Raw genomic sequence first — 21,713 nt, forward strand, 5'->3', positions numbered from 1 at the left:
CGCGCCATTTTCGGCGTCCGTCTTCCGGCCGATGGGCAGGAACGTCCGGGGCACCGTAAAGCCAATGAGAAAGCGCCACCCAAGGCGCATGATTTCGGGAGGATGCCGCCATGCTGCGCGGTCTGATGATGGATACGCCGCTGAACGTCTCGGCGGCCCTGGAATATGGCGCCGAGATGCACCCTGACGGCGCGATCGTCTCGGCGACGATTGAGGGCGGCACGCACCGCACGACCTATGCCGAGACGCTGCCGCGCGTCGCGCAGCTCTCACACGCCCTGAAGGCGCTCGGCGTGAAGGAGGGCGACCGCGTCGCCACGCTCGCCTGGAACGGCTACCGCCATTTCGAGCTCTACTATGCCATCGGCGGCATCGGCGCGGTGTGCCACACGATCAATCCGCGCCTGTTCCCGGAGCAGCTCGTCTACATCGTCAACCACGCGAAGGACCGGGTGCTGTTCTTCGACATCAACCTCGCACCCCTCATCGCGAAGATGCGGGCGCACTGGCCGAAGGACATGGTCTACGTCGCCCTATGCGACAAGGCGCATCTGCCGACCGGCGAAGGGCTCGAGGGCATCCACGCCTACGAGGACCTGCTGGCCGGTCAACCGACGGCCTATGCCTGGCCGAAGATCGACGAGAATGCCGGTGTCTCGCTCTGCTACACGTCGGGCACGACCGGCGAGCCCAAGGGCGCGCTCTATTCGCAGCGCTCGGTCATGCTGCATGCGCTGTTCACGCTGACCGCCGGCATGGAGAGCCTGAAGACTGGCCGCACCGTGCTGCCAGTCGTACCGCTGTTCCACGTCAATGCCTGGGGTCTGCCCTATACGGCGCCGATCGTCGGGCTCAACCTGATCATGCCCGGCGTCAAGCTCGACGGACCGAACCTCTACGACCTGCTGGAGAACGAGAAGGTGTTCTCGTCCTGGGGCGTGCCGACCGTCTGGATGGGCCTGCTGCAGGAGATCCAGAAGCGCGGCCGCAAACCGTCCATGCTCGGCGAGGTGATCATCGGCGGCTCGGCCGCGCCGCGCGCCATGATCGAGGCCTTCGAGACCATGGATGTCGGCGTCATCCACGGCTGGGGCATGACCGAGATGAGTCCGGTCGGCACGCTCGGCGTGCTCGCCACCAAGGATCGCGGCAAGCCCCTGCAGGAGCGCATCGACCTGAAGGGCCGGCAGGGCCGGCGCATGTTCGGCGTCGAGCTGAAGATCGTCGACGAAGCCGGCCACCGCCTGCCCCATGACGGCGAGGCCTCGGGCGAACTGTTCGTGCGCGGCCCTGGCATCATCTCCGGCTATTACGAGAACGCCGATGCCAGCGCCCGCGCCTTCGACGCCGAGGGCTGGTTCGGCACGGGCGACGTCGCGAAGATCACCCCGGACGGCTACCTGATCATCGTCGACCGCACCAAGGATCTCGTGAAATCCGGCGGCGAGTGGATTTCCTCCATCGATGTCGAGAATGCCGCCATGGCGCATCCGGGCATCGCGGCCTGCGCCGTGATCGGCGTGCCGCACCCGAAATGGCAGGAACGGCCCCTGATGATCGCGGTGAAAGCCGCCGGCGCCGATCCGAAGCCGGAGGAGGTGATGGCGACGCTGGAAAAGGCCATCGCCAAATGGCAGCTGCCCGACGACATCGTCTTCGTCGAGCAATTGCCGCTGACCGCCACCGGCAAGATCTCGAAACTGACGCTGCGCAAGCAGTTCGCCGACCATCCGCTGCCGGATGCCGACTGACATGGCCGCGACGGCTATCAGCGATGCCGCGTCGATGGACCGCCGCGAGGAGGTTCTCGCGGCGGCGGCCGAATGTTTCATGCGGCGCGGCTACGAGGCGACGTCGATGGACGATGTCGCCGAGGCGCTCGGGGCCACGAAGGGGCGCGTCTATCACCATTTCCGCTCGAAACCGGAACTGTTCTTCGAGGTCTACCGCCGCGCCATGGCGATCCTCGTGAATGGCGCGGCGGCAGCCGAGGAAGGCGGCGGCAGCGCCGCCGAGCGGCTCGAGCGGGTTTCGCGCATTCACGTCCTCTCGATGATGGAGACGCAGACCTTCCAGCGTTCGCTGACGCTTGGCGCCGACCTCTACCGCTTCGGCAATGCCGGCGTGCACAAGGCCGTGCTGGAGGAACTGATGGACATACGCCGGTCCTACGAGGACGTGTTCCGGCGGCTGTTCGCCGAGGGCAATGCCGACGGCTCGCTCGGACCGCTCGATCCCTCGCTCGCCATGCGCACGGTGCTCGGCGCGCTCAACTGGGTGGCGATCTGGTACTCGCCGCAGCCGGGCGAGACGCGCGCGCATCGCGAGCGGCTGGCCGAGGACATCGCCGCGCAAGTGCTGGGCGGCTATCTGGCGGGATAATCAGACCGCCAGATTCACGCCACCAGGTTCAGGCCGCCCTCGCCCGCGCCTCGCGCACCATCTGCACCAGCGTCTTGTGCAGCATCTCCCCCGATGTCACGCGATTGGGAAAGAGGATGCGCGCGGCGCGGTCGCCAGCCGCAAGGTCGAAGCCTTCCGGGTCGGCGCCGGTCATGCGCCACGGCCCCGGCTCTTCTTTCGCGAGAACGGTCGCGTAGACGGACACGGCGTCGGCATGATCCTCGTTCATATGCGCGATGGCGCTCGCTTCGGACGCGATCAAGCCCTCGGCGTCGGCGACATCGATCAGGAGATCGGAACCGGCAAGGTCAGCCGCGCGGGCGAAGCCGCCGTTGAGGTGGGCCGAGGCCACCGCCATGCGGAAGATGCCGAAGTCTGGGAAGTCGATGTAGATCTGCGCCTTCGGGTGGCGCGCAAGGAAGCGCGCCTTCAGCCGCGTGCGCTCGGCATCGTCCTCGACCCGCGCGAAGGTGCCGAGCACGGTGAGGCGCGGATGGGCCTGCGGGTCGCCCTTGCCGAGGCGCGCCAGCAGGATGGAGGCGCGCGGATCGGCGGCGAGATTGGCCGTATGGCTCGCGAGCTTCGAGATCAGGATGAGCGGCGAGCCGTCGGTGTCGGTCGCGACATTGGCGAGCGTCGTCACGGGGTGGCCGGTATTGCGGTCGAGCGTGCCGAGCGCGCCGGTGCGGATCGACCGGAGGATCTCGCGGCCCCATTCCACCGGCTTGAAGTCCTCGGGCTGGCGGGCATTTTCGGGGATGTTGCCGGGCATCGCCCCAGGCAGGGCGGCGGCGCTGGCAGCGGTCTTGGCGGCTTCGTCGGTCATGCTGGTCTCCTTGGGCGCGGACCATGATCGCGCGCCCGCGCCAAGGCAAGCAGTGGCCGCGCAGGCCGCCGCTGCCCCGGATGCCCTTGCCGAACCAATGCTCCAGCGTCAGGATGAATGGGTCGGACGATGCGCCAACCCGCATGGGCTTGACGAGGGACAGGCCGTCCCGCATGGCTCGCCTCCAACGAGGACAACCGCCATGCCGCTTCGCCTCTCGACCCGTTCCGGCGATTTCCCCGAGCGCTTCGCCGAGCTTCTCGCCATGAAGCGCGAGGTCTCCGAGGAGGTGACTCAGGTCGTCAAGGCCATCGGCACCGAGGTTCGGGCGCGCGGCGATGCCGCCCTGATCGAGTTCACCACGAAGTTCGACCGCCTGACGCTGACACCCGAGACCCTGAGGGTCTCGGCGGAGGAGATCGCCGCTGCGGTGAAGGCCTGCGACGCCCGCACGCTCGATGCGCTGAAACTGGCGGCAGACCGCATCCGCGCCTATCACGAGCGCCAGAAGCCGAAGGACGATCGTTTCACCGACGCGCTCGGGGTCGAGCTCGGCTATCGCTGGACGGCCATCGAGGCCGTGGGCCTCTATGTGCCCGGCGGCACGGCGGCCTATCCCTCATCGGTGCTGATGAACGCCATTCCCGCCAAGGTCGCCGGCTGTCCGCGCATCGTCATGGTCGTGCCCGCGCCCGGCGGCGTCCTGAACCCGCTGGTGCTGGCGGCGGCGGAGCTTGCCGGCGTCGACGAAATCTACCGGATCGGCGGCGCGCAGGCGATCTACGCCCTCGCCTACGGGACGGAGACCATCCGCGCCGTCGCCAAGATCATGGGGCCCGGCAATGCCTATGTCGCCGCGGCCAAGCGCGAGGTGTTCGGCACGGTCGGCATCGACATGATCGCCGGCCCCTCGGAGGTGCTGGTGATCGCCGACGGCACGGCCAATCCCGACTGGATCGCGGCCGACCTGCTGGCGCAGGCCGAGCACGACACCGCCGCCCAGTCGCTGGTCATCACCGACGATCCCTCGCTCGGCGACGCTGTCGCCGCAGCAGTGGCGCGGCAGCTGACCACCCTTCCGCGCGCCGATATCGCGGGCGCAAGCTGGCGCGACTACGGCGCGATCATCGAGGTGGCGGACCTGTCCGAATCCGTGGCGCTCGCGGACCGTATCGCGGCCGAGCATCTGGAGATCATCACCGCCGATCCCGAACCGCTGGCGGCGCGCATCCGCAATGCCGGCGCGATCTTCCTCGGCGGCCATACGCCGGAGGCCATCGGCGACTATGTCGGCGGCTCGAACCACGTCCTGCCGACCGCCCGCTCGGCGCGGTTTTCCTCCGGCCTCGGCGTGCTCGACTACATGAAGCGCACGTCGTTGCTGAAATGCGGTCCGGACCAGCTTCGGGCCCTAGGGCCTGCGGCCATCGCGCTCGGCGAGGCGGAAGGGCTTCAGGCCCATGCGCGTTCCGTCGCCATCCGCATGAACGTTAGGTAATGCCATGAACAGCGCGCCGAAGACCGGCAGGCGCCTCGTCGCCGTCACCATCGACGAAGCCTCGATCGGCCGCTCCTCGGCCGATATCGAGCACGAGCGCGCCATCGCCATCTACGACCTGATCGAAGAGAACTCCTTCTGCCCGGTCGGTTTCGAGGATGGTCCGTTCACGCTCGCCATATCGCTGGTCGACGGCAAGCTGATGCTCGACGTCAAGCACGAGGACGGGCGGCAGGTCATAACCCACATCCTGTCGCTGACCCCGTTCCGGCGAATCGTGAAGGACTATTTCCTGATCTGCGACAGCTATTACGACGCCATCCGCACGGCGACGCCGGCGCAGATCGAGACCATCGACATGGCCCGGCGCGGCCTGCACAACGAGGGCTCGGAGACGCTCAGGGAGCGGTTGAAGGACAAGATCGACCTCGACTTCGACACGGCGCGACGACTGTTCACGCTGATCTCGGTTCTGCACTGGAAGGGCTGAGGTGGTCTCCGATCGCCGCCGCAACCCCCAGGCCGTGCTGTTCGCCTGCACCATGAACCAGGTGCGCTCGCCCATGGCCGCGGCGATCATGAAGCACTTCTTCGGCAACCGCGTGTTCATCGAGAGCGCGGGCGTCCACAAGGGCGAGCACGATCCCTTCGTCGACGCGGTCATGGACGAGATCGGCATCGACACCCAGAAGACCCGACCGAAGACGATCGAGGAACTGGAGGAGTGGGAGGGCCTGAACTTCGACCTCGTGGTCACGCTCGCGCCCGATGCGCACCACAAGGCGCTCGACCTCACCCGCACGCTCGACATGGATGTCGAGTACTGGCCGACGCCCGACCCGACCACCGCGCAGGGTTCGCGCGAACAGGTGCTCGACGCCTACCGGCAGGTGCGCGACATGCTGATGCAGCGCATCAGGCAGCGGTTCCCCAAGACGGCGATGGGAAACGAGTAGAGGACTGGTGGAGCAGAGCGGCTGCGCAATGCAAGGCGCCTGTTCTCAGCGCTCTCCAATCCGTTCCCGCGCCTCGGCCCACAATGCCAGCGTCAGCTCGCCCGCGCCCATTTCCCGGCCGAGCGCCGCGGACTGCCCGGACCAGAGCGACGAGAAGTCGCCGCTTCCCACGGCCTCCGCCTTGGCCTTGAGAGGCATCAGCGCGCCGCCCGCCGTCGGAAAGGCCGGTGCATCGGCGGAGATCGGACCGACCTCGCGCATGACCCGGTTCATCAGACCGCGCGCGGGCCTGCCGGTGAAGAGATTGGTCAGGGCCGTGCCGTCGTCCGTCGCCGACTTCAGCGCCACGCGGTGCATCGGCGTGATCTTCGCCTCGGGCGTGAACAGATAGGCGGTGCCGACCTGCACGGCGCTGGCGCCCAGCGCGAAGGCGGCGGCGATGCCGCGACCGTCCGCGATGCCGCCGGCCGCGATCACCGGCACGTCGACCGCATCGACCACCTGCGGCAGGAGGGCAAAGAGCCCCGGCTGGCTGCCGATGGCCTCGGTGAGGAAGATGCCGCGATGGCCGCCGGCCTCGTTGCCCTGCGCGATGATGGCATCGCAGCCGCGCGCCTCCAGCCAGCGTGCCTCGGCGACAGTCGTCGCGGAGGACACAACCCTGGCGCCGGTCGCCTTGACGCGATCGACCAGCGCCGCATTCGGCATCCCGAAATGAAAGCTGACGACCTCCGGCCGGTATTCCTCGACAATGGCGCAGAAGGTCTCGTCGAAGGGCGCTCGGTTGGATGAGGGGATCGGCGCGGCCGGATCGATGTCGAACTCGGCATAGTAGGATGAAAGCCGCGCCCGCCAGCCAGCCTCGCGGGTGACGTCGGGCGCCGGTGGCGTGTGGCAGAAGAAGTTGACGTTGACGGGCTTGCCAGTCTGCTGCCGGATTATCGCCAGTTCGGTGCGCATCTGCTCATGGGTCAGCAGTGCCGCGGGCAATGAGCCCAGCCCGCCCGCATTGGCCACGGCGATCGCCATGGCCGACGCCTGCGCTCCCGCCATGGGCGCCTGGATGATCGGCAGATCGATGCCGAAGAGTTCCTCGATGCGCCTGTCGCGTGCCATGGCCCGGCCCTCCCTGCGTGGGGCGGCGAGATTAGCCCGGCCGGCGCCCAAGGGAAGACCGACTTCAGGCGGGCAGCACGGCGAAGATCGCGGACCTCGGCGCCTCAGGGGCGCCAGCCGGTCTCCATCGGCACGTCGTCGTCAGGCTCTTCCTGCTTCGGCTCGGCCGCGCGCGCGGCATCGATAACCTGAAGCAGCGCCTTGAGCGCTTCCTCGACGCCCTCGCCGGCAATGGCCGAAAGCGCGATCGGCTTCTTCTTCGACGCGCGCTTCAGCCGGGCAAGCTGTTCCTTGCGCGTGTCGGGATCGAGCGCCTCGACTTTCGACAGGGCGACGATCTCCGGCTTCTCGGCGAGACCGTGGCCATAGGCCTCGATCTCCTCACGCACCAGCTTGTAGGCCTTGCCGGCATGCTCTGAGGTGCCATCGACGAGATGCAGCAGCACGCGGCAGCGCTCGACATGGCCTAGGAACCGGTCGCCGAGCCCGACGCCGTCATGGGCGCCCTCGATCAGGCCGGGAATGTCGGCCAGCACGAATTCGCGGCCGAGGACACGCACGACGCCGAGCCCGGGATGCAGGGTCGTGAACGGATAGTCGGCGATCTTGGGCTTCGCCGCCGTCGTAGCGGCAAGGAAGGTGGACTTGCCCGCGTTCGGCATACCGATCAGCCCGGCATCGGCGATCAGCTTCAGGCGCAGGATGATCGTCGCTTCCTTGGCCGGCTGGCCGGGATTGGCGTAGCGCGGAGCCTGATTGGTCGAGCTCTTGAAATGGGCGTTGCCGAAGCCGCCATTGCCACCTTCCAGCAGCACGAAGCGTTCGCCGACCTTGGTGATGTCGGCGATCAGCGTCTCGCCGTCTTCCTCGAAAATCTGCGTGCCGGCGGGAACCTTCAGCACGACGTCCGCACCCTTCGGGCCCGAGCGGTTGCGGCCCATGCCGTGCATGCCGGTCTTGGCCTTGAAGTGCTGCTGGTAGCGATAGTCGATCAGCGTGTTGAGCCCGTCGACGCATTCGATCACGACATCGCCGCCACGGCCGCCGTCGCCGCCGTCGGGACCGCCGAACTCGATGAACTTGGCGCGATAGAACGAGACGGCGCCAGCGCCGCCCGCGCCCGCCTTCACGTAAACCTTCGCCTGATCGAGGAACTTCATGATCGCCCTGATTGCCGGAAGGCGCGGCTCATAGCGGAAAACGGCGGGAAATGACAGCCCGCTCCGCCGAAAGCTTCCGCGATCGCTGCAAGGACCGGGATTATCGACCCGATGCGTGGGTGATCAGCTTGGCCATGAAAGCGTCGGCCTTGTCGAGTTCCGCCGCCTCGACATACTCGTCCGGCTTGTGCGCCTGTTCGATGGAACCGGGGCCGACGATGGCGGTCGGGATGCCGATTTCCTGGTACAGGCCGGCTTCCGTGCCATAGGCGACCTTGGCGTGGTCATTGCGGCCGGCGAGCTTCTTGGCGAGCACGGTGACGGGGGCGTCCGCCGCCGTGTCGAGGCCGGGCACCAGCGCCAGTTCCTCGAAGGTGAAGCCGGCATCGGGGGAAATCGCCTTCATCGGCGGCTCCAGCACGTCGCGGGCATAGGCCTCGATCTCGGCGACGATGGCGTGAGGGTCGTCTCCCGGCACGCAGCGCAGATCGAAATCGACCACGCACTCGCCGGCAACGATGTTGCGGACCGTGCCACCCTTGATGACGCCGACCGAGGTGGTCGAGAACGGCACGGAGAACAGCGGATCGAGATCCTGCCGGCGCGCCAGCTTCTGGCCGATCTCGTTGATCCTGACGATCAGCTTGGCGGCCTCCTCGATGGCGCTGACGCCGTAGGGCCGGAGCGAGGAATGCGCCTCGAAACCCTTCACCGTCACGCGCATCGGGCGGCCGGTCTTGTGGGCGATGATCACCTGCATGTTCGTGGGTTCGCCGACGAAACAGGCCTCGGGCTTCAGCGGCCGGTCCTTCAGCACGGCGAGCAGCGTGCGCACGCCGCGGCAGCCGACCTCCTCGTCATAGGAAATGGCGAAGTGGATCGGCTTCGTCAGCGGAGCCGTCGCCATGGCCGGCGCGGCTGCGAGCGCGGAGGCGACGAAGCCCTTCATGTCGCAGGTGCCGCGGCCGAAATAGCGGCCGTCCTTCTCGGCAAGCCTGAACGGATCCGTCGACCAGTCCTGCCCGTCCACCGGCACCACGTCGACATGGCCGGACAGAACGTAGCCGGCAACATCCTTCGGGCCGATGGTGACCCAGAGATTCGCCTTCTTGCCGGTTTCGTCATAGACGCGCTCGCCGCTCACTCCGTAGCCGGCAAGGTATTCCTCCACCCAGTCGAGCAGCGGCAGGTTGGTGTTGCGGCTGGTCGTGTCGAAGGCGACGAGCCTGCCGAGGATGTCGGCGGTGGAGAGTTTCGCCATGGTCGTCAGCCCTTCGCCGGCGTCTTGGATTCGTTCATGGCCTTGGCGCGGATCTGGTCGATCGTCGTCGACGGCGTGATCGCCTGCTGGTCGAGGAAGCAGTGGATGATGGCGGGCTTGCCCGAGGCCTGCGCCCGCTCGAAGGCCGGCGCGAATTCGGCGGTGGTCCTGACGGTCTCGCCATGACCGCCATAGGCGCGCGCGAGCGCGGCGAAGTCCGGGTTCTTCAGGGTCGTGGCCGAAACGCGGGTCGGATAGTCGCGCTCCTGATGCATGCGGATCGTGCCGTACATGCCGTTGTCGACGACGACCACGATGATGCCGAGATCGTACTGGACGGCGGTGGCGAATTCCTGCCCGTTCATCATGAAGCAGCCGTCGCCGGCGAAGGCGACCACCGTGCGGTCGGGATGGACGCGCTTCGCGCCGACCGCCGCCGGCGTGCCGTAGCCCATGGAGCCCGACGTGGGCGCCAGCTGCGTCGCATAGTTGCGGAAGCGCATGAAACGATGGACCCAGGTCGCGTAATTGCCGGCGCCGTTGCAGATGATCGCATCGTCAGGGAGCCTGTCGCGCAGCCAGGTCATGACCTCGCCATACTGGAACTCGCCGGGCAGGCGCGCGGGATTGCTGGTCCAGGCGAGATAGCTCTCGTGCGCGGTCTTGGCCCGCCCCGCCCAGGCGATCTGCTGCGGCGGCTGAAGGCCTTCCAGCGAGGCGCAGAAGGCGGTCGGGCTCGCCTGGATCGCGAGGTCCGCCTGATAGACGCGGCCGATCTCCTCCGCGCCCGGATGGACGTGGACGAAGGTCATCTGGGGCTTCGGGATATCGAACAGCGTGTAGCTCTGCGAGGCGATCTCGGACAGGCGGCCGCCGAGGGCGATGACGAGGTCCGCCTCCTTGATCAGCTTCTGCATGTCGGGACTGCCGCCGAGGCCGAGGTCGCCGGCATAGTTCGGGTGGGTGTGATCGAACAGCATCTGCCGGCGGAACTGGCAGACGACCGGCAGGTCGAACCGCTCGGCGAAGCGCGTCACCGAGCCGACCGCCTTCTCCGACCAGCGGGAGCCGCCGAGGATCAGCACCGGCTTTTTCGCCGCCCAGAGCAGTTTCTGAAGCTTCGCCATGTCGGTGAGGCCCGGCCAGGTCTCGGCGGCCTCGACGTAAGGAGCATCCGGCACGTCGGCGCTCTCGGTCAGCATGTCCTCGGGAAGGACGAGAACGACCGGACCGGGGCGGCCCTGCATGGCGGTGGCATAGGCGCGCGCGACCATTTCGGGGATGCGTGCGGCATCGTCGATCTCGGCGACCCATTTGCACATGTCGCCGAAGAACTGCGTGTAATCCATCTCCTGGAAGGCGTCGCGGCCGCGCATGCCGCGCTCGATCTGGCCGACGAACAGGATCATCGGCGTCGAATCCTGCTGGGCGATGTGCAGGCCCGGCGAGGCGTTGGTCGCGCCGGGACCGCGGGTGACCATGCAGATGCCCGGCCGCCCGGTCAGCTTGCCATGGGCCTCGGCCATCATCGCGGCCCCGCCCTCCTGCCGGCAGATGGTGACGTTGCACTTGGCGTCATGCAGCGCGTCAAGCACCGCCAGATAGCTCTCGCCAGGCACGCAGAAAACGTGATCGGCCCCCTGGGCGACCAGCTGGTCCACCAGAATCTGGCCGCCGGTGCGGGTGACGGTGTCGGAGCGCATGAAGTCAGTCCTCGGGATCGTGTCCGGCCGCGTTCAGCCCGCAGCCTCGTTCGGTGCGGACATTAGCGGGGAGCGACGGGGTGAGGAAGCGCCGGAAACGCGGGAGGGGGTGGATGCGCCCGTGGAGCAGCGCTGGCCATCACCGCGGGCGATGGACTGCTATCTTACAGCGCAGGACATGCCCCACAACTATGCCAAGCCGAGGTAGCTGTGAACGGACCTGTGCACAAATATTGGTGCCTTCATATCAAACTCCGATCCCAGTCGATCTGATATGAAAACTGTCTTTTCACTATGATATTTATGCCCGAACACTCCAATCTTGTACAAGAAATGACATATATCGATCGCCTCTTTCTCGTCTCTTGCAGCTTTCTGCAGACCAAGCTCGCGGCGGAAATCACCATATCGTATGTCCATCCGTCGCATCTCCCGGATGGCGGTCAGCACTCTTTCCGCATGAGCGAACTTGAACTCAATCTCGCTCTCATATTCGGTTGTCATCTGCTGAGAGAACTTGAATATCTCGCGCTTGAAATCATCACCAACAATCTGGCTTGCTCCCGATTGATAGGCTGCCTCTGCGAGTATTTTCATGAACTGAATGTATTCTCTTGGGCGCCCCTGCGTAAATTGCCCGACATAGCTAAAACTGTGCAGCGTCCTTTTTGAGCCGAATACAATATTTTCCGGCGCGCAGAACGTCTTCCACGCCTCCTGGAAATCCTTGAATTCGTACTCATAAGCCAATGATAGCCTATGCGTGACTATCTGTTTTATTGTCTCTATTTTCCATTCAGGCTTTATGATGAAATCTATCCATTTCGATTTACTTGTATCCTTCAGCTCCCAGTATATATCCTCTCGCAAGAAAACGATTGGAATTATTTTGTTGCGAAGCTTTGTTTTTACTTCTTGAACTGCCTTCAAAAGGCCAGCCATCAGGCGATTGAACGCCTCCCTGTACTGCAGCTTCGACGAAAAATCTTCATCTATCTCATCAATCAAAATGAATACCGGACTGAACGCCGTATCAGACAATAACCTCTCGATATTTTCGTTTGCCCTCCTTATATCTATTACCTTGTCTGTCGACTCCCTTTCGGCCGATGATTTAACATCGACGCCCAAAATGTTTACGCCAAAACTAAATTTTTTCCACTTGTCGACTGAATCGAAGGTCGACAATTTGCTATAGTCGCCGAAAACGCTATCCAAATTGGCTGCCACGTCGGACGGCAGTTCTTTTTTTTGGAAAAGATATTTTAGCGTTTGATGATATATTAGATTCTTCCAAACTGAAATATATTCGCTGTTTGAACTTAAATCTTCGTCCTTGAACTTAAAGAGAGTCTGGAATGGAAATGAGTCAAAATTAACTATTGATGATCTATATTTACTATCTATGTAGCTGGCTATTGCTGTCTTACCCGTCCCTCTTCTTCCAACAACAAAGCATCTACTGCCATCGACCAGTCTGTCCACGAGTGGAAATCTGACAAAATAATCTATCGATGTCTCGTTTTTGGCCTCTACTTTCCAGTCTGAGACATTTCGAATACCCAAAGAGGGTTCCATCGCGGTTTCTTCTCGCAAGAGCGGGCACTGATCACATCCAAGCGCTATCTATTCCCTAAAGCAAGGCGGTCGAGCAATCAGAAATTGGAGCATCCATCAAGCCGTCAGCGCGTCACTTGCGAGGAGCTTCCCATATCCCTCGACCCTCCCCTTCCACCCCACAACCTCAAGCGCGCGCCACAGGCTCGCCTGGTTGGCGGCGACCACAGGCCGGCCCAGCCGCTCCTCCAGCGCGTCGATGATGCCGGCGCAGCGGAAGCCCGTGCCGGCGAGCAGAATGCCGTCGGCTTCGTCCGGGCATTGGCGGCAGACCTGCTCGAACAGCAGGTCGGTCTCCTGGTCGGTCGCCATGCCACGGGCATAGAGGTCCTGCGGCGCGATGCCTTGCCAGCGTGGCGCGGGCTGATAGCGCCAGGCGGCCGGCACGGCGATGCCGAAGGCCGCGAAGTAGCTCATCGCGCTCTGGACCAGCCCGTCCGTCATCCAGGCGGGCATGACGAGGAAGGGTCGCCTCACGCCGAGATGAGCAAGCGCGAGACGCATATCCAGCCCGTTGGTGGTCGCGACCGTTTCCGGCGGCAGCCGCGCCGCCATGGCGCGAATGGCAGCCTCGTCCCAGTGGGAACCACCGACGAAGCTGGAGGAGGAATGCGCGAGCACCGCGACATTTGGCCGGATGCCTGAGAAGGCACCACAGCCGGCCGCGAGATCCGGCGCGAGGTCCACACCGCTCCGGTCGGCGCGCCAGGGCGCCCAGGGCGCTCCGGCCGTCACCCGTGCGGCATGGACCGACACGCCCGGCGGACGCATCGCCCACCATTCGGCCTCCGGCACGACCTCGCGCGCGACGATGAAGACGCCGATGCGCGCGATATCGCCCCAGTTGTCGGCCGCCATGAGCTGTTACCGCGCCGTCGCCAGCGCGATGGCGAGACGGCAGGCATTCTGGAAGGCGGGGATGTCGACCCATTCGTCCACGGTATGAGGCTCGTTCTGGCCACCGCCGAAGGTCGCGGTCGGAATGCCGTGCAGGCTCAGCCAGTTGGCGTCGAGCCCGCCGCTGGCGAGCTTGGCATTGGGCGGCAGGCCGATGGCCTCGACCGCGGCAAGGCCGCGCTTCACCACCTCCGAGCCCCGGTCGAGCGCGAAGGAGTGATATTTGCGGAAGCGCGTGAAGGTGACGGTGCCGGTCTTGCCCTCGCTGCTGACCAGCGTCTTCGCGGCCTTGGTAAGGGCCGCCTCGTAGGCATCGTTGATGGCATCGACGAAGGCCATGTCGTGGCTGCGGCTCTCGCCCTCGACGAAGCAGTAGTCGGTGACGACGTTGGTGGCGTCGCCCGCGCCGCGGCCGTCGCGGCCGGCAATGGTTCCGACATTGCTGGTGCCGGTCTTGTCGCCCTTGACGACCTTGCCGAACCAGCCGCCCGCCTGCACGTCGGCCAGCGCCATGGCGGCGATCATCGAGGCGGAGATGCCGCGCTCGGGCGCGACGCCGGCATGGGAGGCGCGCCCCTTGATCTCCACGGTCCAGGCATCGCCGCCGACCGCGCCGGTCACCACGTCGGAGGGCTTCGAACCGTCGAAGTTGAAGCCCATGGTCACCGGGCCGACCATGTCGAGATTGATGTGGCGCGCGCCCCAGAGGCCGCTTTCCTCGCGCACGCAGAAGACCAGCACGAGCGGGGGATGGTCGAGATTCTGGCGGGCGAGTTCCGCCGCCATGCGCACCAGCACGGCGCAGCCGGTGCGGTTGTCGCCGCCGAGCGCCGTGTCGCCGCCCGAGACGATCTTCTCGCCGACGATGCGCGGCTTGGCGCCGGCGCAGAGTGGAACCGTGTCGAGATGGGTCATGAACAGGATGGGCTGGCCGTTCGACAGCGCGCCGCGGCCGGGCAGCTTGACGATGAGGTTGCCGGTCTCGGTCGGCACGGGAATGCGGGTGTTGGCGTCGTCCAGCGCGATGGCGTCGGCCGGCACGCCGACCTCGACGAGCGCGCGGGCGACATCCTCGCCTATGGCTTTTTCCTGCCCGGTTATGCCTTCCACCGCAAGGAAGCGCATCAGGAGGTCGAGGGCGGCTTTGGAATCGTGGGCGATCATGAGGGCACTCTGAGGGATGTTGCGGCCTGCCGGGAGGGGCGGGGCATCTTGCCCGGCTTGATGGCACGGAGCAGTGCAATACCGGAAGGGCGGCAATGCCGGTTTGACGGCCCGCCCTTCGTCGGGCGGTCTGGTCGTTTCGCGCCGACCGCCCCATGTCAGGGGCCTTGCCGCGCAACACCCAGGTTCCAGATCGTCCCGGAGACCCCCGATGTCCGCATCCGACTACACGCCGCCGAAGGTCTGGACCTGGAACCGGGAGAGCGGTGGCCGTTTCGCCAATATCAACCGGCCGATCGCCGGGCCAACCCACGAGAAGGAACTGCCGGTCGGCAAGCACCCGCTCCAGCTCTATTCGCTCGGCACGCCCAACGGCGTGAAGGTGACGGTGATGCTGGAGGAGCTGCTGGCGCTCGGCCACAAGGGCGCGGAATACGACGCCTGGCTGATCCGCATCTCCGACGGCGACCAGTTCTCATCGGGCTTCGTGTCGGTGAATCCGAACTCGAAGATCCCCGCGCTGCTCGACCGCAGCGGCCCAACGCCGATCCGCGTGTTCGAATCCGGCGCGATTCTCGCCCATCTTGCCGAGAAATTCGGCGCCTTCCTGCCCGCCGAACCGGCCGCCCGCGCCGAGGCGCTCTCCTGGCTGTTCTGGCAGATGGGCTCGGCGCCCTATCTCGGAGGCGGCTTCGGCCACTTCTACGCCTATGCGCCCACCAAGATCGAATACGCCATCGACCGCTTCGCCATGGAGGTGAAGCGCCAGCTCGACGTGCTGAACCGCAGGCTCGGCGAGAGCGAATATCTCGCCGGCGCGGACTACACCATCGCCGATATGGCGGTCTGGCCCTGGTACGGCGCGCTCGCCAAGGGGCTCCTCTATGGCTCGGGCGAGTTCCTGTCGGTGCACGAATACACCAACGTCCGGCGCTGGGCCGACCAGATCGGCGCACGGCCGGCGGCGCAGCGCGGCCGCATGGTCAACCGGGTGATGGGCGAACCGTCGAGCCAGCTGCGCGAACGGCACGATGCCTCGGACTTCGACACGAAGACGCAGGACAAGGTGGAGGCCGCCGGCTGAACCGGCGGCCCGGTCGGGCGGCTTATCCGTACGCTCTCGCGGCCTCGGCCACTTCCCTTGCCGCCGTCTCGATCGACGAGGTCGCGCCCGCGATCGAATTCATGTTGCTGGAGATCGCCGACACGGCCGCTGCGGCCGAGCGCATGTTGCCCGACATCTCGTTGGTCACCGCGCTCTGTTCCTCGACCGCCGACGCGATAGCCGCGGAAATGTCGCTGATCGAGGCGATGGTTCCGGCGATGCTTCCGATCGCCTGAACGGCCTCGTTGGTCGAACCCTGAACCGAGCCGATCTGCGCGCCGATCTCCTCGGTCGCCCTGGCGGTCTGGTTCGCCAGGGCCTTCACCTCCGAGGCGACCACGGCGAAGCCCCGGCCGGCGTCGCCCGCCCGTGCCGCCTCGATGGTCGCATTCAGCGCCAGAAGATTGGTCTGCGCCGCGATCGTGTTGATGAGCTGGACAACATCGCCGATGCGTTGTGCGGCGACCGAGAGGCCGGAAACGATCTCGTTGGTGCGCGCGGCCTCATCGACGGCCCGGGCGGAGACATCGCGCGCCTGCGATACCTGCCGGCTGATCTCGCTGACTGAGGCAGTCAGTTCCTCCGCGCACGCGGCCATGGCCTGAACATTGCCCGAGGTCTGGGTCGAAGCCGCCGCGGCTTCGGTCGCCTCCTGCGTGGCGCTGGTCACGGCGTCGGCGATGCTGCCGAGACCGGCGGCGATGTCGCGCTGGACGCTGGCACGGCGCTCCTGATCGGCGATCTGCGCGGTGATGTCGGTCGCGAACTTGACGACCTTGAAGGGACGCCCGGCCATGTCGAGGATCGGATTGTAGCTGGCCTGAATCCAGACCTCGCGGCCGCCCTTGCCAAAGCGGCGGTACTGCGCGGCCTGAAACTCTCCGCGCGCCAGTCTTTCCCAGAACGCCGCATAAGCTGGGCTCGCGCGCTCGGCGGGCTCGACGAACATGCCGTGATGCTGCCCCCTGATCTCGTCCAGCCGGTAGCCGACCGTCGCCAGGAAATTCTCGTTGGCGTCGAGAACGATCCCCTTGAGGTCGAAAGCGATCACCGCCTGTGCCTTCCGGATGGCTGCGATCTGGCCGCTCTCGTCCGCGCTGCGCAGCGCCTCCGACGTCACGTCTGTCGCGATCTTCAGGATCTTCACGATCTTGCCACCCCGATCGAGCACGGGATTGTAGCTCGCCCGGATCCAGATCTCGCGGCCATTCTTGCCGATCCGGCGATACTCCGCGCTCTGGAATTTCCCCATCCGCAGCTCATCCCAGAACTGCCGATAGGCAGAACCGCGCGCCTCTTCCGGAGGCATGAACATGACGTGCTTCTGGCCGCGTATCTCGTCGAGGGAATAGCCTACTGCCCGGAGAAAATTGTCATTGGCCGTCAGAATCGTACTGTCCGGAGAGAACTCGATGATGGCCTGAGACTTGTGGAGTGCCGCAAGCGTGGCATCGTTGTTGGTCCGGCTCAGTAGAAACATGCGAATGGCCTCTCAAATGTATCCTCTGGATAACAGATTTGACCCTGCGTAAATGCAGCTAAAATTTGGTTAATTGGCCGAATTTTTTGCCACTGCCCCCAAACGGAAGGCGCGAATCTCGGTAATATAGTATTCTTCTGCGGTAATATCGTATTCGATTGCGGTAATTTATTACTGTCGCATCGCCTCTCGCGAAATGATCAGCCGTTGCACCTCGCTCGTGCCCTCGTAGATGCGGGTGATGCGCGCGTCGCGCACGTGGCGCTCGACCGGGAAGTCAGCGCAGTAGCCGGCGCCGCCGTGGAGCTGAAGCGCCGTGTCGGTGGCGCGCCCGGCTGCTTCGGAGGCGAAAAGCTTGGCCATGGAAGCCTCGCGGCCGAAAGGCTCGCCGCGGTCCTTCTTCGCGGCGGCCGAGAGGATGAGCAGGCGGGCCGCCTCTAGCTCCGTCTCGCGGTCGGCGATCATCCACTGTATCCCCTGGAAGTCGGCGATGGCCTGCCCGAACTGGCGGCGCTCCTTCACATAGGTCTTCGCCGCGTCCATGGCGGCGCGGGCAATGCCGAGCGAGAGCGCCGCAATGCCGATGCGCCCACCGGCGAGTTCCCCGACTGCAATGCGGAAACCGTCGTCGAGGCGGCCCATCACGGCCGAGGCCGGTACGCGGCAACCGTCGAAATGCACGGTATTGGTGGCCGAGCCGTGCTGTCCCAGCTTCTTCTCGGCCTTGCCGATGACGAGGCCCGGCGTGCCGGCCTCCACGAGAAAACAGGAAATGCCCTTGCCCTTCGGCGCTTCCGGGTTGGTCATCGCCCAGACGACGAAGAGGCCGGCATATTCGGCCGAGGTGATGAAGACCTTCTCGCCGTCAAGGACGAAGTGATCGCCGTCGCGGCGCGCGCGCGTCTTCATGCCGGCGGGGTCGGAGCCGGCGCCGGACTCGGTCAGGCAGAAGCCGGCGGCCGGAAAGGTGCCGTCGGCGATCTTCGGCAGGTAGGCGCGGCGCTGTTCTTCCGAGCCGACCTGCTGGATCACCTCGGCGACCATGTTGGTGACCGAAGCCGTGACGCCGTGAGAGGCGCAGGCATAGCCGAGCTCCTCGATGGTCAGCACGAAGGCAGCGGTGCCGGCCTCGGTGCCGCCGAACTCGGATCTGACGTTCACCGCCATGAAACCGGCTTCGGCGAGGGCCTTCAGGTTCGCCAGGAACTCCGCCCGCCCCTCGCCACGGTCGAGAACTGGCGCAAGCGGCGCGACGATCTCGGCAGCCATCTTCCGCGCGGTGTCGCGGATGAGGATTTCCTCTTCGGTCAGTTCGAACAGCATGGCGGCCTCCCGGGTCGCCACCGGATTTAGGAGACGATCGGGAGCGCGGCAATTCGGCCGTGCGGCGGGCGCTTTCTCTCAGGCGACGACCGCCCGGCCGTTATTGAGCACGACGATATCGCGCTCGACGACACGGCAGCGGTAGGAGACCGTCGCGCCGTCCTGCCAGATCTCCGTGCGGATCGTCTCGCCCGGGAAGACGGGGGCCGAGAAGCGCACGTCGATCTCTTTCAGCCTGGCGGGGTCGTTGCCGCAGCAGGCCTTCAGGATCGCGCGGCCGGCGACGCCGAAGGAGCAGAGCCCGTGCAGGATCGGCTGCGGGAAGCCCACCGCCTGCGCCACTGCCGGGTCGGCATGAAGCGGGTTGTAGTCGCCGGAAAGACGATAGATCAGCGCCGCGCGCGGCAGGGTCGGGATATCGACCACGGTATCGGGCGCACGCACGGGGATGGCGTGCGGCTCCGGCGCGGCGCCCGATGGCCCGCCGAAGCCACCCTCGCCGCGAATGAAGGCGGTCATGGTCAGCGTCGCCAGATGCTGGCCGCTGGCCTTGTCGAAGACGTCGCGGTCCGAATAGATCAGCGCGCCCTTGCCCGGTCCCTTGTCGATGATCTCGGTGACGCGCGAGCGGCCGATCACAGTGCCGGCGGCCGGCAGCGGCGCATGAATTTTCACGCCCTGCTCGCCGTGCAGCACCATGCGCCAGTCGACACCGGTCTTCGGGTCCTTCAGCCAGAAGCCGGGATAGCCGAGCACCACCGCCATGGTCGGCAGCGCCTTCAGCCCGTCCTCGTAGACGAACTGCAATTCGTCCCTGTCCATCGGATCGCCGCCGCAGCCGACGCCGAGCGCGTAGAGGATCGTGTCGCGGGTCTCGTAGCGGTGCTCGAGATCAGGGAAATGCCAGTTCTTCAGCTTGTCGTAGTCGATGGCCATGGGGTTTCCTCGCGCCGTCGCTTGCCGCTCACAGCGAGCGCGCGACGATCTCCTTCATGATCTCGGTGGTGCCGGCATAGATGCGCTGGATGCGGCTGTCCGCATAGGCGCGGGCAATGGGATATTCCCACATGAAGCCATAGCCACCGTGAAGCTGGAGGCAGGTGTCGACGACGCGGCCCTGCAGCTCCGTCAGCCACCATTTGGCCATGGCGGCGGTCGGGATGTCGAGCTCGCCGCGCAGGAACTTCGACACGCAGTCGTCGAGGAAGACGCGCGCCACCGTCACCTCGGTCTTCACCTCCGCAAGCTTGAACCGGGTGTTCTGGAACTCGGCGACGGCCTTGCCGAAAGCCTTGCGCTCGCGCGTGTAATCGATGGTCCAGCGCAGCGCCGCCTCCATCACCGCGACCGCGCTGATGGCGACCAGCAGGCGTTCGCGCGGCAGTTCGTTCATGAGGTAGGCGAAGCCGCGCCCCTCCTCGCCGATCATGTTCGTCGCGGGCACGCGGACATTGTCGAAGAACAGCTCGGACGTGTCCTGCGCCTTGAGGCCGATCTTTTCGAGGTTGCGCCCGCGCGAGAAGCCCTCGCGGTCGGCCTCGACGATGATGAGGCTGACGCCCTTGGCGCCCGCCTTCGGATCGGTCTTCACCGCGACGATGATGAAGTCGGCGAGCTGGCCGTTGGTGATGAAGGTCTTCTGGCCGTTGACGACGTAGTGGTTGCCGTCGCGGATCGCCGTCGTCTTGATGCCCTGCAGGTCGGAACCGGCGGCAGGTTCCGTCATGGCGATGGCGCCGATGGCCTCGCCCGCAGCCATTTTCGGCAGCCAGTGCCGTTTCAGGTCTTCCGAGGCATTGTTGAGGATGTAGGGCGCGACGATATCCGAGTGCAGCCGGAATCCGGGACCGGTGAAGACATGGCCCATCATCTCCTCGATCATGATGGCGCTGGTCAGGAAATCCGCGCCGCCGCCGCCATACTCCTCGGGGATATTGGTCAGCAGCATGCCGGCAGCGCCCGCCTTCCGCCACGCCTCGCGGTCGACCACGCCCTCCTTCTCCCAGCGGGCGTGGTGCGGCGCGATCTCGTCGGCGACGAAGCGGCGGCATGCCTCGCGGAAGAGATGGTGCTCTTCCTTGTAGTAGGCGGCAGTGGCGGTCATCGGCGTCCCCGTTCCTGATAGCGGTCCCTGACGGCCGCGCTTGCCCTCCATCTTATGGCAGGCGTTTCGATGAATGAAACGGGATTTCGTTGGATTGACGAAGTCTGTATCCTTGCGCAGGTGATCCCGAAGACCGGCCCCAGGTGCCGGCGGAAATTCCGACAGGTGGAAACGCGGCATGGCACAGGGCGGAGCACTCGACGGCAAGGTCGTCATCGTCACGGGCGCGGGGCGCGGCATCGGCCGCGAGATCGCGCTTGTCGCGGCAGCCGAGGGCGCGAAGGTCGTGGTCAACGACCTCGGCGGGTCCGCCGATGGCGCAGGTTCCAGCGCCGCGCCGGCCGAGGAAGTGGTCGAGGAGATCCGCAAGCGCGGCGGTCAGGCGGTCGCGAATTTCGACAGCGTCGCCGAGCCCGCCTCCGCCAATGCCATCATCAAGACGGCTGTCGATGCCTTCGGCGGCCTCGACGGCGTGATCAACAATGCCGGCATCCTGCGCGACGCCATCTTCCACAAGATGAGCGTCGCGGACTTCGAGCTGGTCATCAAGGTGCACCTGATGGGCACCTTTTACGTCTCCCACGCCGCCGCCCGCATCTTCCGCGAACAGGCGAGCGGCGCCTTCGTGCACTTTACCTCGACCTCGGGCCTGATCGGCAATTTCGGGCAGGCGAACTACGCGGCGGCCAAGCTCGGCATTGTCGGCCTGTCGAAGTCCATCGCGCTCGACATGGCGCGCTTCAACGTCCGCTCGAACTGCGTCTCGCCCTTCGCATGGAGCCGCCTCATCGGCACGATCCCGACCGAGACGGAAGCCGAGAAGGCGCGTGTCGCGCGCATGCAGGCGATGGGGCCGGAGAAGATCGCGCCGCTGTCGGCCTTCCTCATCTCGGACAAGGCCAAGGACGTCTCGGGCCAGATCTTTGCGGTGCGGATGAACGAGATCTTCCTGATGGGCCAGTCGCGACCGATCCGCTCGATCCATCGCGATGGCGGCTGGACCTGCGAGAGCCTTGCCAGCCAGGGCATGCCGGCGCTGAAATCGTCCTTCTATCCACTCGACCGATCGGCCGACATCTTCAACTGGGATCCGGTCTGAG

At 65.6% G+C, this 21,713-nt stretch carries 19 protein-coding genes; 7 read left to right on the forward strand and 12 right to left on the reverse strand.

Annotated elements, in window-relative coordinates; translation table 11 throughout:
* The first annotated feature begins 110 nt into the window (after nt 1–110).
* Nucleotides 111–1,751: a long-chain fatty acid--CoA ligase gene (locus tag JNK84_RS15200; RefSeq protein ID WP_293425304.1), complete on the forward strand. Its 1,641-nt coding sequence runs from the start codon at nt 111–113 to the stop codon at nt 1,749–1,751.
* Nucleotide 1,752: 1 nt separating this feature from the next.
* A complete protein-coding gene (locus JNK84_RS15205) occupies nt 1,753–2,382 on the forward strand; it encodes a TetR/AcrR family transcriptional regulator (protein WP_293425306.1) in 630 nt (209 codons plus the stop codon).
* 28 nt (nt 2,383–2,410) lie between these two features.
* On the opposite strand, the gene JNK84_RS15210 is transcribed toward JNK84_RS15205, so the two are convergent.
* Nucleotides 2,411–3,229, reverse strand: coding sequence for a HugZ family pyridoxamine 5'-phosphate oxidase (locus tag JNK84_RS15210; protein ID WP_293425308.1), 819 nt, complete (start codon nt 3,227–3,229; stop codon nt 2,411–2,413).
* A gap of 202 nt (nt 3,230–3,431) precedes the next feature.
* On the opposite strand from JNK84_RS15210, the gene hisD reads away from it, so the two are divergent.
* Genes hisD through JNK84_RS15225 form a run of 3 tightly spaced genes read left to right on the forward strand, consistent with a single transcriptional unit; the run spans nt 3,432 to nt 5,683 of the window.
* Nucleotides 3,432–4,727, forward strand: coding sequence for a histidinol dehydrogenase (gene hisD, locus JNK84_RS15215; protein ID WP_293425310.1), 1,296 nt, complete (start codon nt 3,432–3,434; stop codon nt 4,725–4,727).
* A 4-nt stretch (nt 4,728–4,731) separates the two neighbouring features.
* Nucleotides 4,732–5,217, forward strand: a complete 486-nt coding sequence (locus JNK84_RS15220; RefSeq protein WP_293425312.1) for a UPF0262 family protein — start codon at nt 4,732–4,734, stop codon at nt 5,215–5,217.
* A gap of 1 nt (nt 5,218) precedes the next feature.
* Nucleotides 5,219–5,683, forward strand: a complete 465-nt coding sequence (locus JNK84_RS15225) for an arsenate-mycothiol transferase ArsC (protein WP_293425314.1) — start codon at nt 5,219–5,221, stop codon at nt 5,681–5,683.
* Nucleotides 5,684–5,728: 45 nt separating this feature from the next.
* Here the strand turns inward: JNK84_RS15225 and JNK84_RS15230 are convergent, their stop codons facing one another.
* The 7 genes from JNK84_RS15230 to JNK84_RS15260 form a co-directional block, all read right to left on the reverse strand.
* The gene (locus JNK84_RS15230) at nt 5,729–6,799 is read right to left on the reverse strand and encodes an NAD(P)H-dependent flavin oxidoreductase (RefSeq protein ID WP_293425316.1); all 1,071 of its coding nucleotides are present in this window, start codon (nt 6,797–6,799) and stop codon (nt 5,729–5,731) included.
* Between the two features lie 104 nt (nt 6,800–6,903).
* Nucleotides 6,904–7,959 (reverse strand): GTPase ObgE, encoded by a 1,056-nt coding sequence (gene obgE / locus JNK84_RS15235; RefSeq protein ID WP_293425318.1) that lies wholly within the window; start codon nt 7,957–7,959, stop codon nt 6,904–6,906.
* A gap of 100 nt (nt 7,960–8,059) precedes the next feature.
* Nucleotides 8,060–9,220 carry an acetylornithine deacetylase gene (gene argE, locus JNK84_RS15240; protein WP_293425320.1) on the reverse strand — a complete coding sequence of 387 codons (1,161 nt, stop codon included), beginning with the start codon at nt 9,218–9,220 and terminating at the stop codon, nt 8,060–8,062.
* Nucleotides 9,221–9,225: 5 nt separating this feature from the next.
* Entirely contained in the window at nt 9,226–10,923 is a 1,698-nt protein-coding gene (locus JNK84_RS15245) for a thiamine pyrophosphate-binding protein (RefSeq protein WP_293425322.1), read from the reverse strand.
* Between the two features lie 189 nt (nt 10,924–11,112).
* A complete protein-coding gene (locus tag JNK84_RS15250; protein ID WP_293425324.1) occupies nt 11,113–12,501 on the reverse strand; it encodes a P-loop ATPase, Sll1717 family in 1,389 nt (462 codons plus the stop codon).
* A 96-nt stretch (nt 12,502–12,597) separates the two neighbouring features.
* Nucleotides 12,598–13,398, reverse strand: coding sequence for a maleate cis-trans isomerase family protein (locus JNK84_RS15255; protein ID WP_293425325.1), 801 nt, complete (start codon nt 13,396–13,398; stop codon nt 12,598–12,600).
* A 6-nt stretch (nt 13,399–13,404) separates the two neighbouring features.
* Complete coding sequence (locus JNK84_RS15260) at nt 13,405–14,601, reverse strand: M20/M25/M40 family metallo-hydrolase (protein ID WP_441343253.1); 1,197 nt, start codon at nt 14,599–14,601, stop codon at nt 13,405–13,407.
* A gap of 211 nt (nt 14,602–14,812) precedes the next feature.
* On the opposite strand from JNK84_RS15260, the gene yghU reads away from it, so the two are divergent.
* Nucleotides 14,813–15,685, forward strand: a complete 873-nt coding sequence (gene yghU / locus JNK84_RS15265; RefSeq protein WP_293425327.1) for a glutathione-dependent disulfide-bond oxidoreductase — start codon at nt 14,813–14,815, stop codon at nt 15,683–15,685.
* A gap of 22 nt (nt 15,686–15,707) precedes the next feature.
* On the opposite strand, the gene JNK84_RS15270 is transcribed toward yghU, so the two are convergent.
* The 4 genes from JNK84_RS15270 to JNK84_RS15285 all read right to left on the reverse strand — a co-directional run bounded on the left by JNK84_RS15270 (nt 15,708) and on the right by JNK84_RS15285 (nt 20,613).
* The gene (locus JNK84_RS15270; RefSeq protein ID WP_293425328.1) at nt 15,708–17,186 is read right to left on the reverse strand and encodes a methyl-accepting chemotaxis protein; all 1,479 of its coding nucleotides are present in this window, start codon (nt 17,184–17,186) and stop codon (nt 15,708–15,710) included.
* A 171-nt stretch (nt 17,187–17,357) separates the two neighbouring features.
* Nucleotides 17,358–18,509: an acyl-CoA dehydrogenase family protein gene (locus JNK84_RS15275; protein ID WP_293425330.1), complete on the reverse strand. Its 1,152-nt coding sequence runs from the start codon at nt 18,507–18,509 to the stop codon at nt 17,358–17,360.
* Nucleotides 18,510–18,587: 78 nt separating this feature from the next.
* On the reverse strand, nt 18,588–19,445 hold the full coding sequence (locus JNK84_RS15280; protein ID WP_293425331.1) for a MaoC/PaaZ C-terminal domain-containing protein: 858 nt from the start codon (nt 19,443–19,445) through the stop codon (nt 18,588–18,590).
* 28 nt (nt 19,446–19,473) lie between these two features.
* Nucleotides 19,474–20,613, reverse strand: coding sequence for an acyl-CoA dehydrogenase family protein (locus JNK84_RS15285; protein ID WP_293425333.1), 1,140 nt, complete (start codon nt 20,611–20,613; stop codon nt 19,474–19,476).
* 178 nt (nt 20,614–20,791) lie between these two features.
* Between JNK84_RS15285 and JNK84_RS15290 the strand changes: the two genes are divergently transcribed.
* The gene (locus JNK84_RS15290; RefSeq protein WP_293425335.1) at nt 20,792–21,712 is read left to right on the forward strand and encodes an SDR family NAD(P)-dependent oxidoreductase; all 921 of its coding nucleotides are present in this window, start codon (nt 20,792–20,794) and stop codon (nt 21,710–21,712) included.
* Nucleotide 21,713: the final 1 nt, after the last annotated feature.

The sequence above is a fragment of the Phreatobacter sp. genome (assembly GCF_016793595.1).
Lineage (GTDB): Bacteria > Pseudomonadota > Alphaproteobacteria > Rhizobiales > Phreatobacteraceae > Phreatobacter.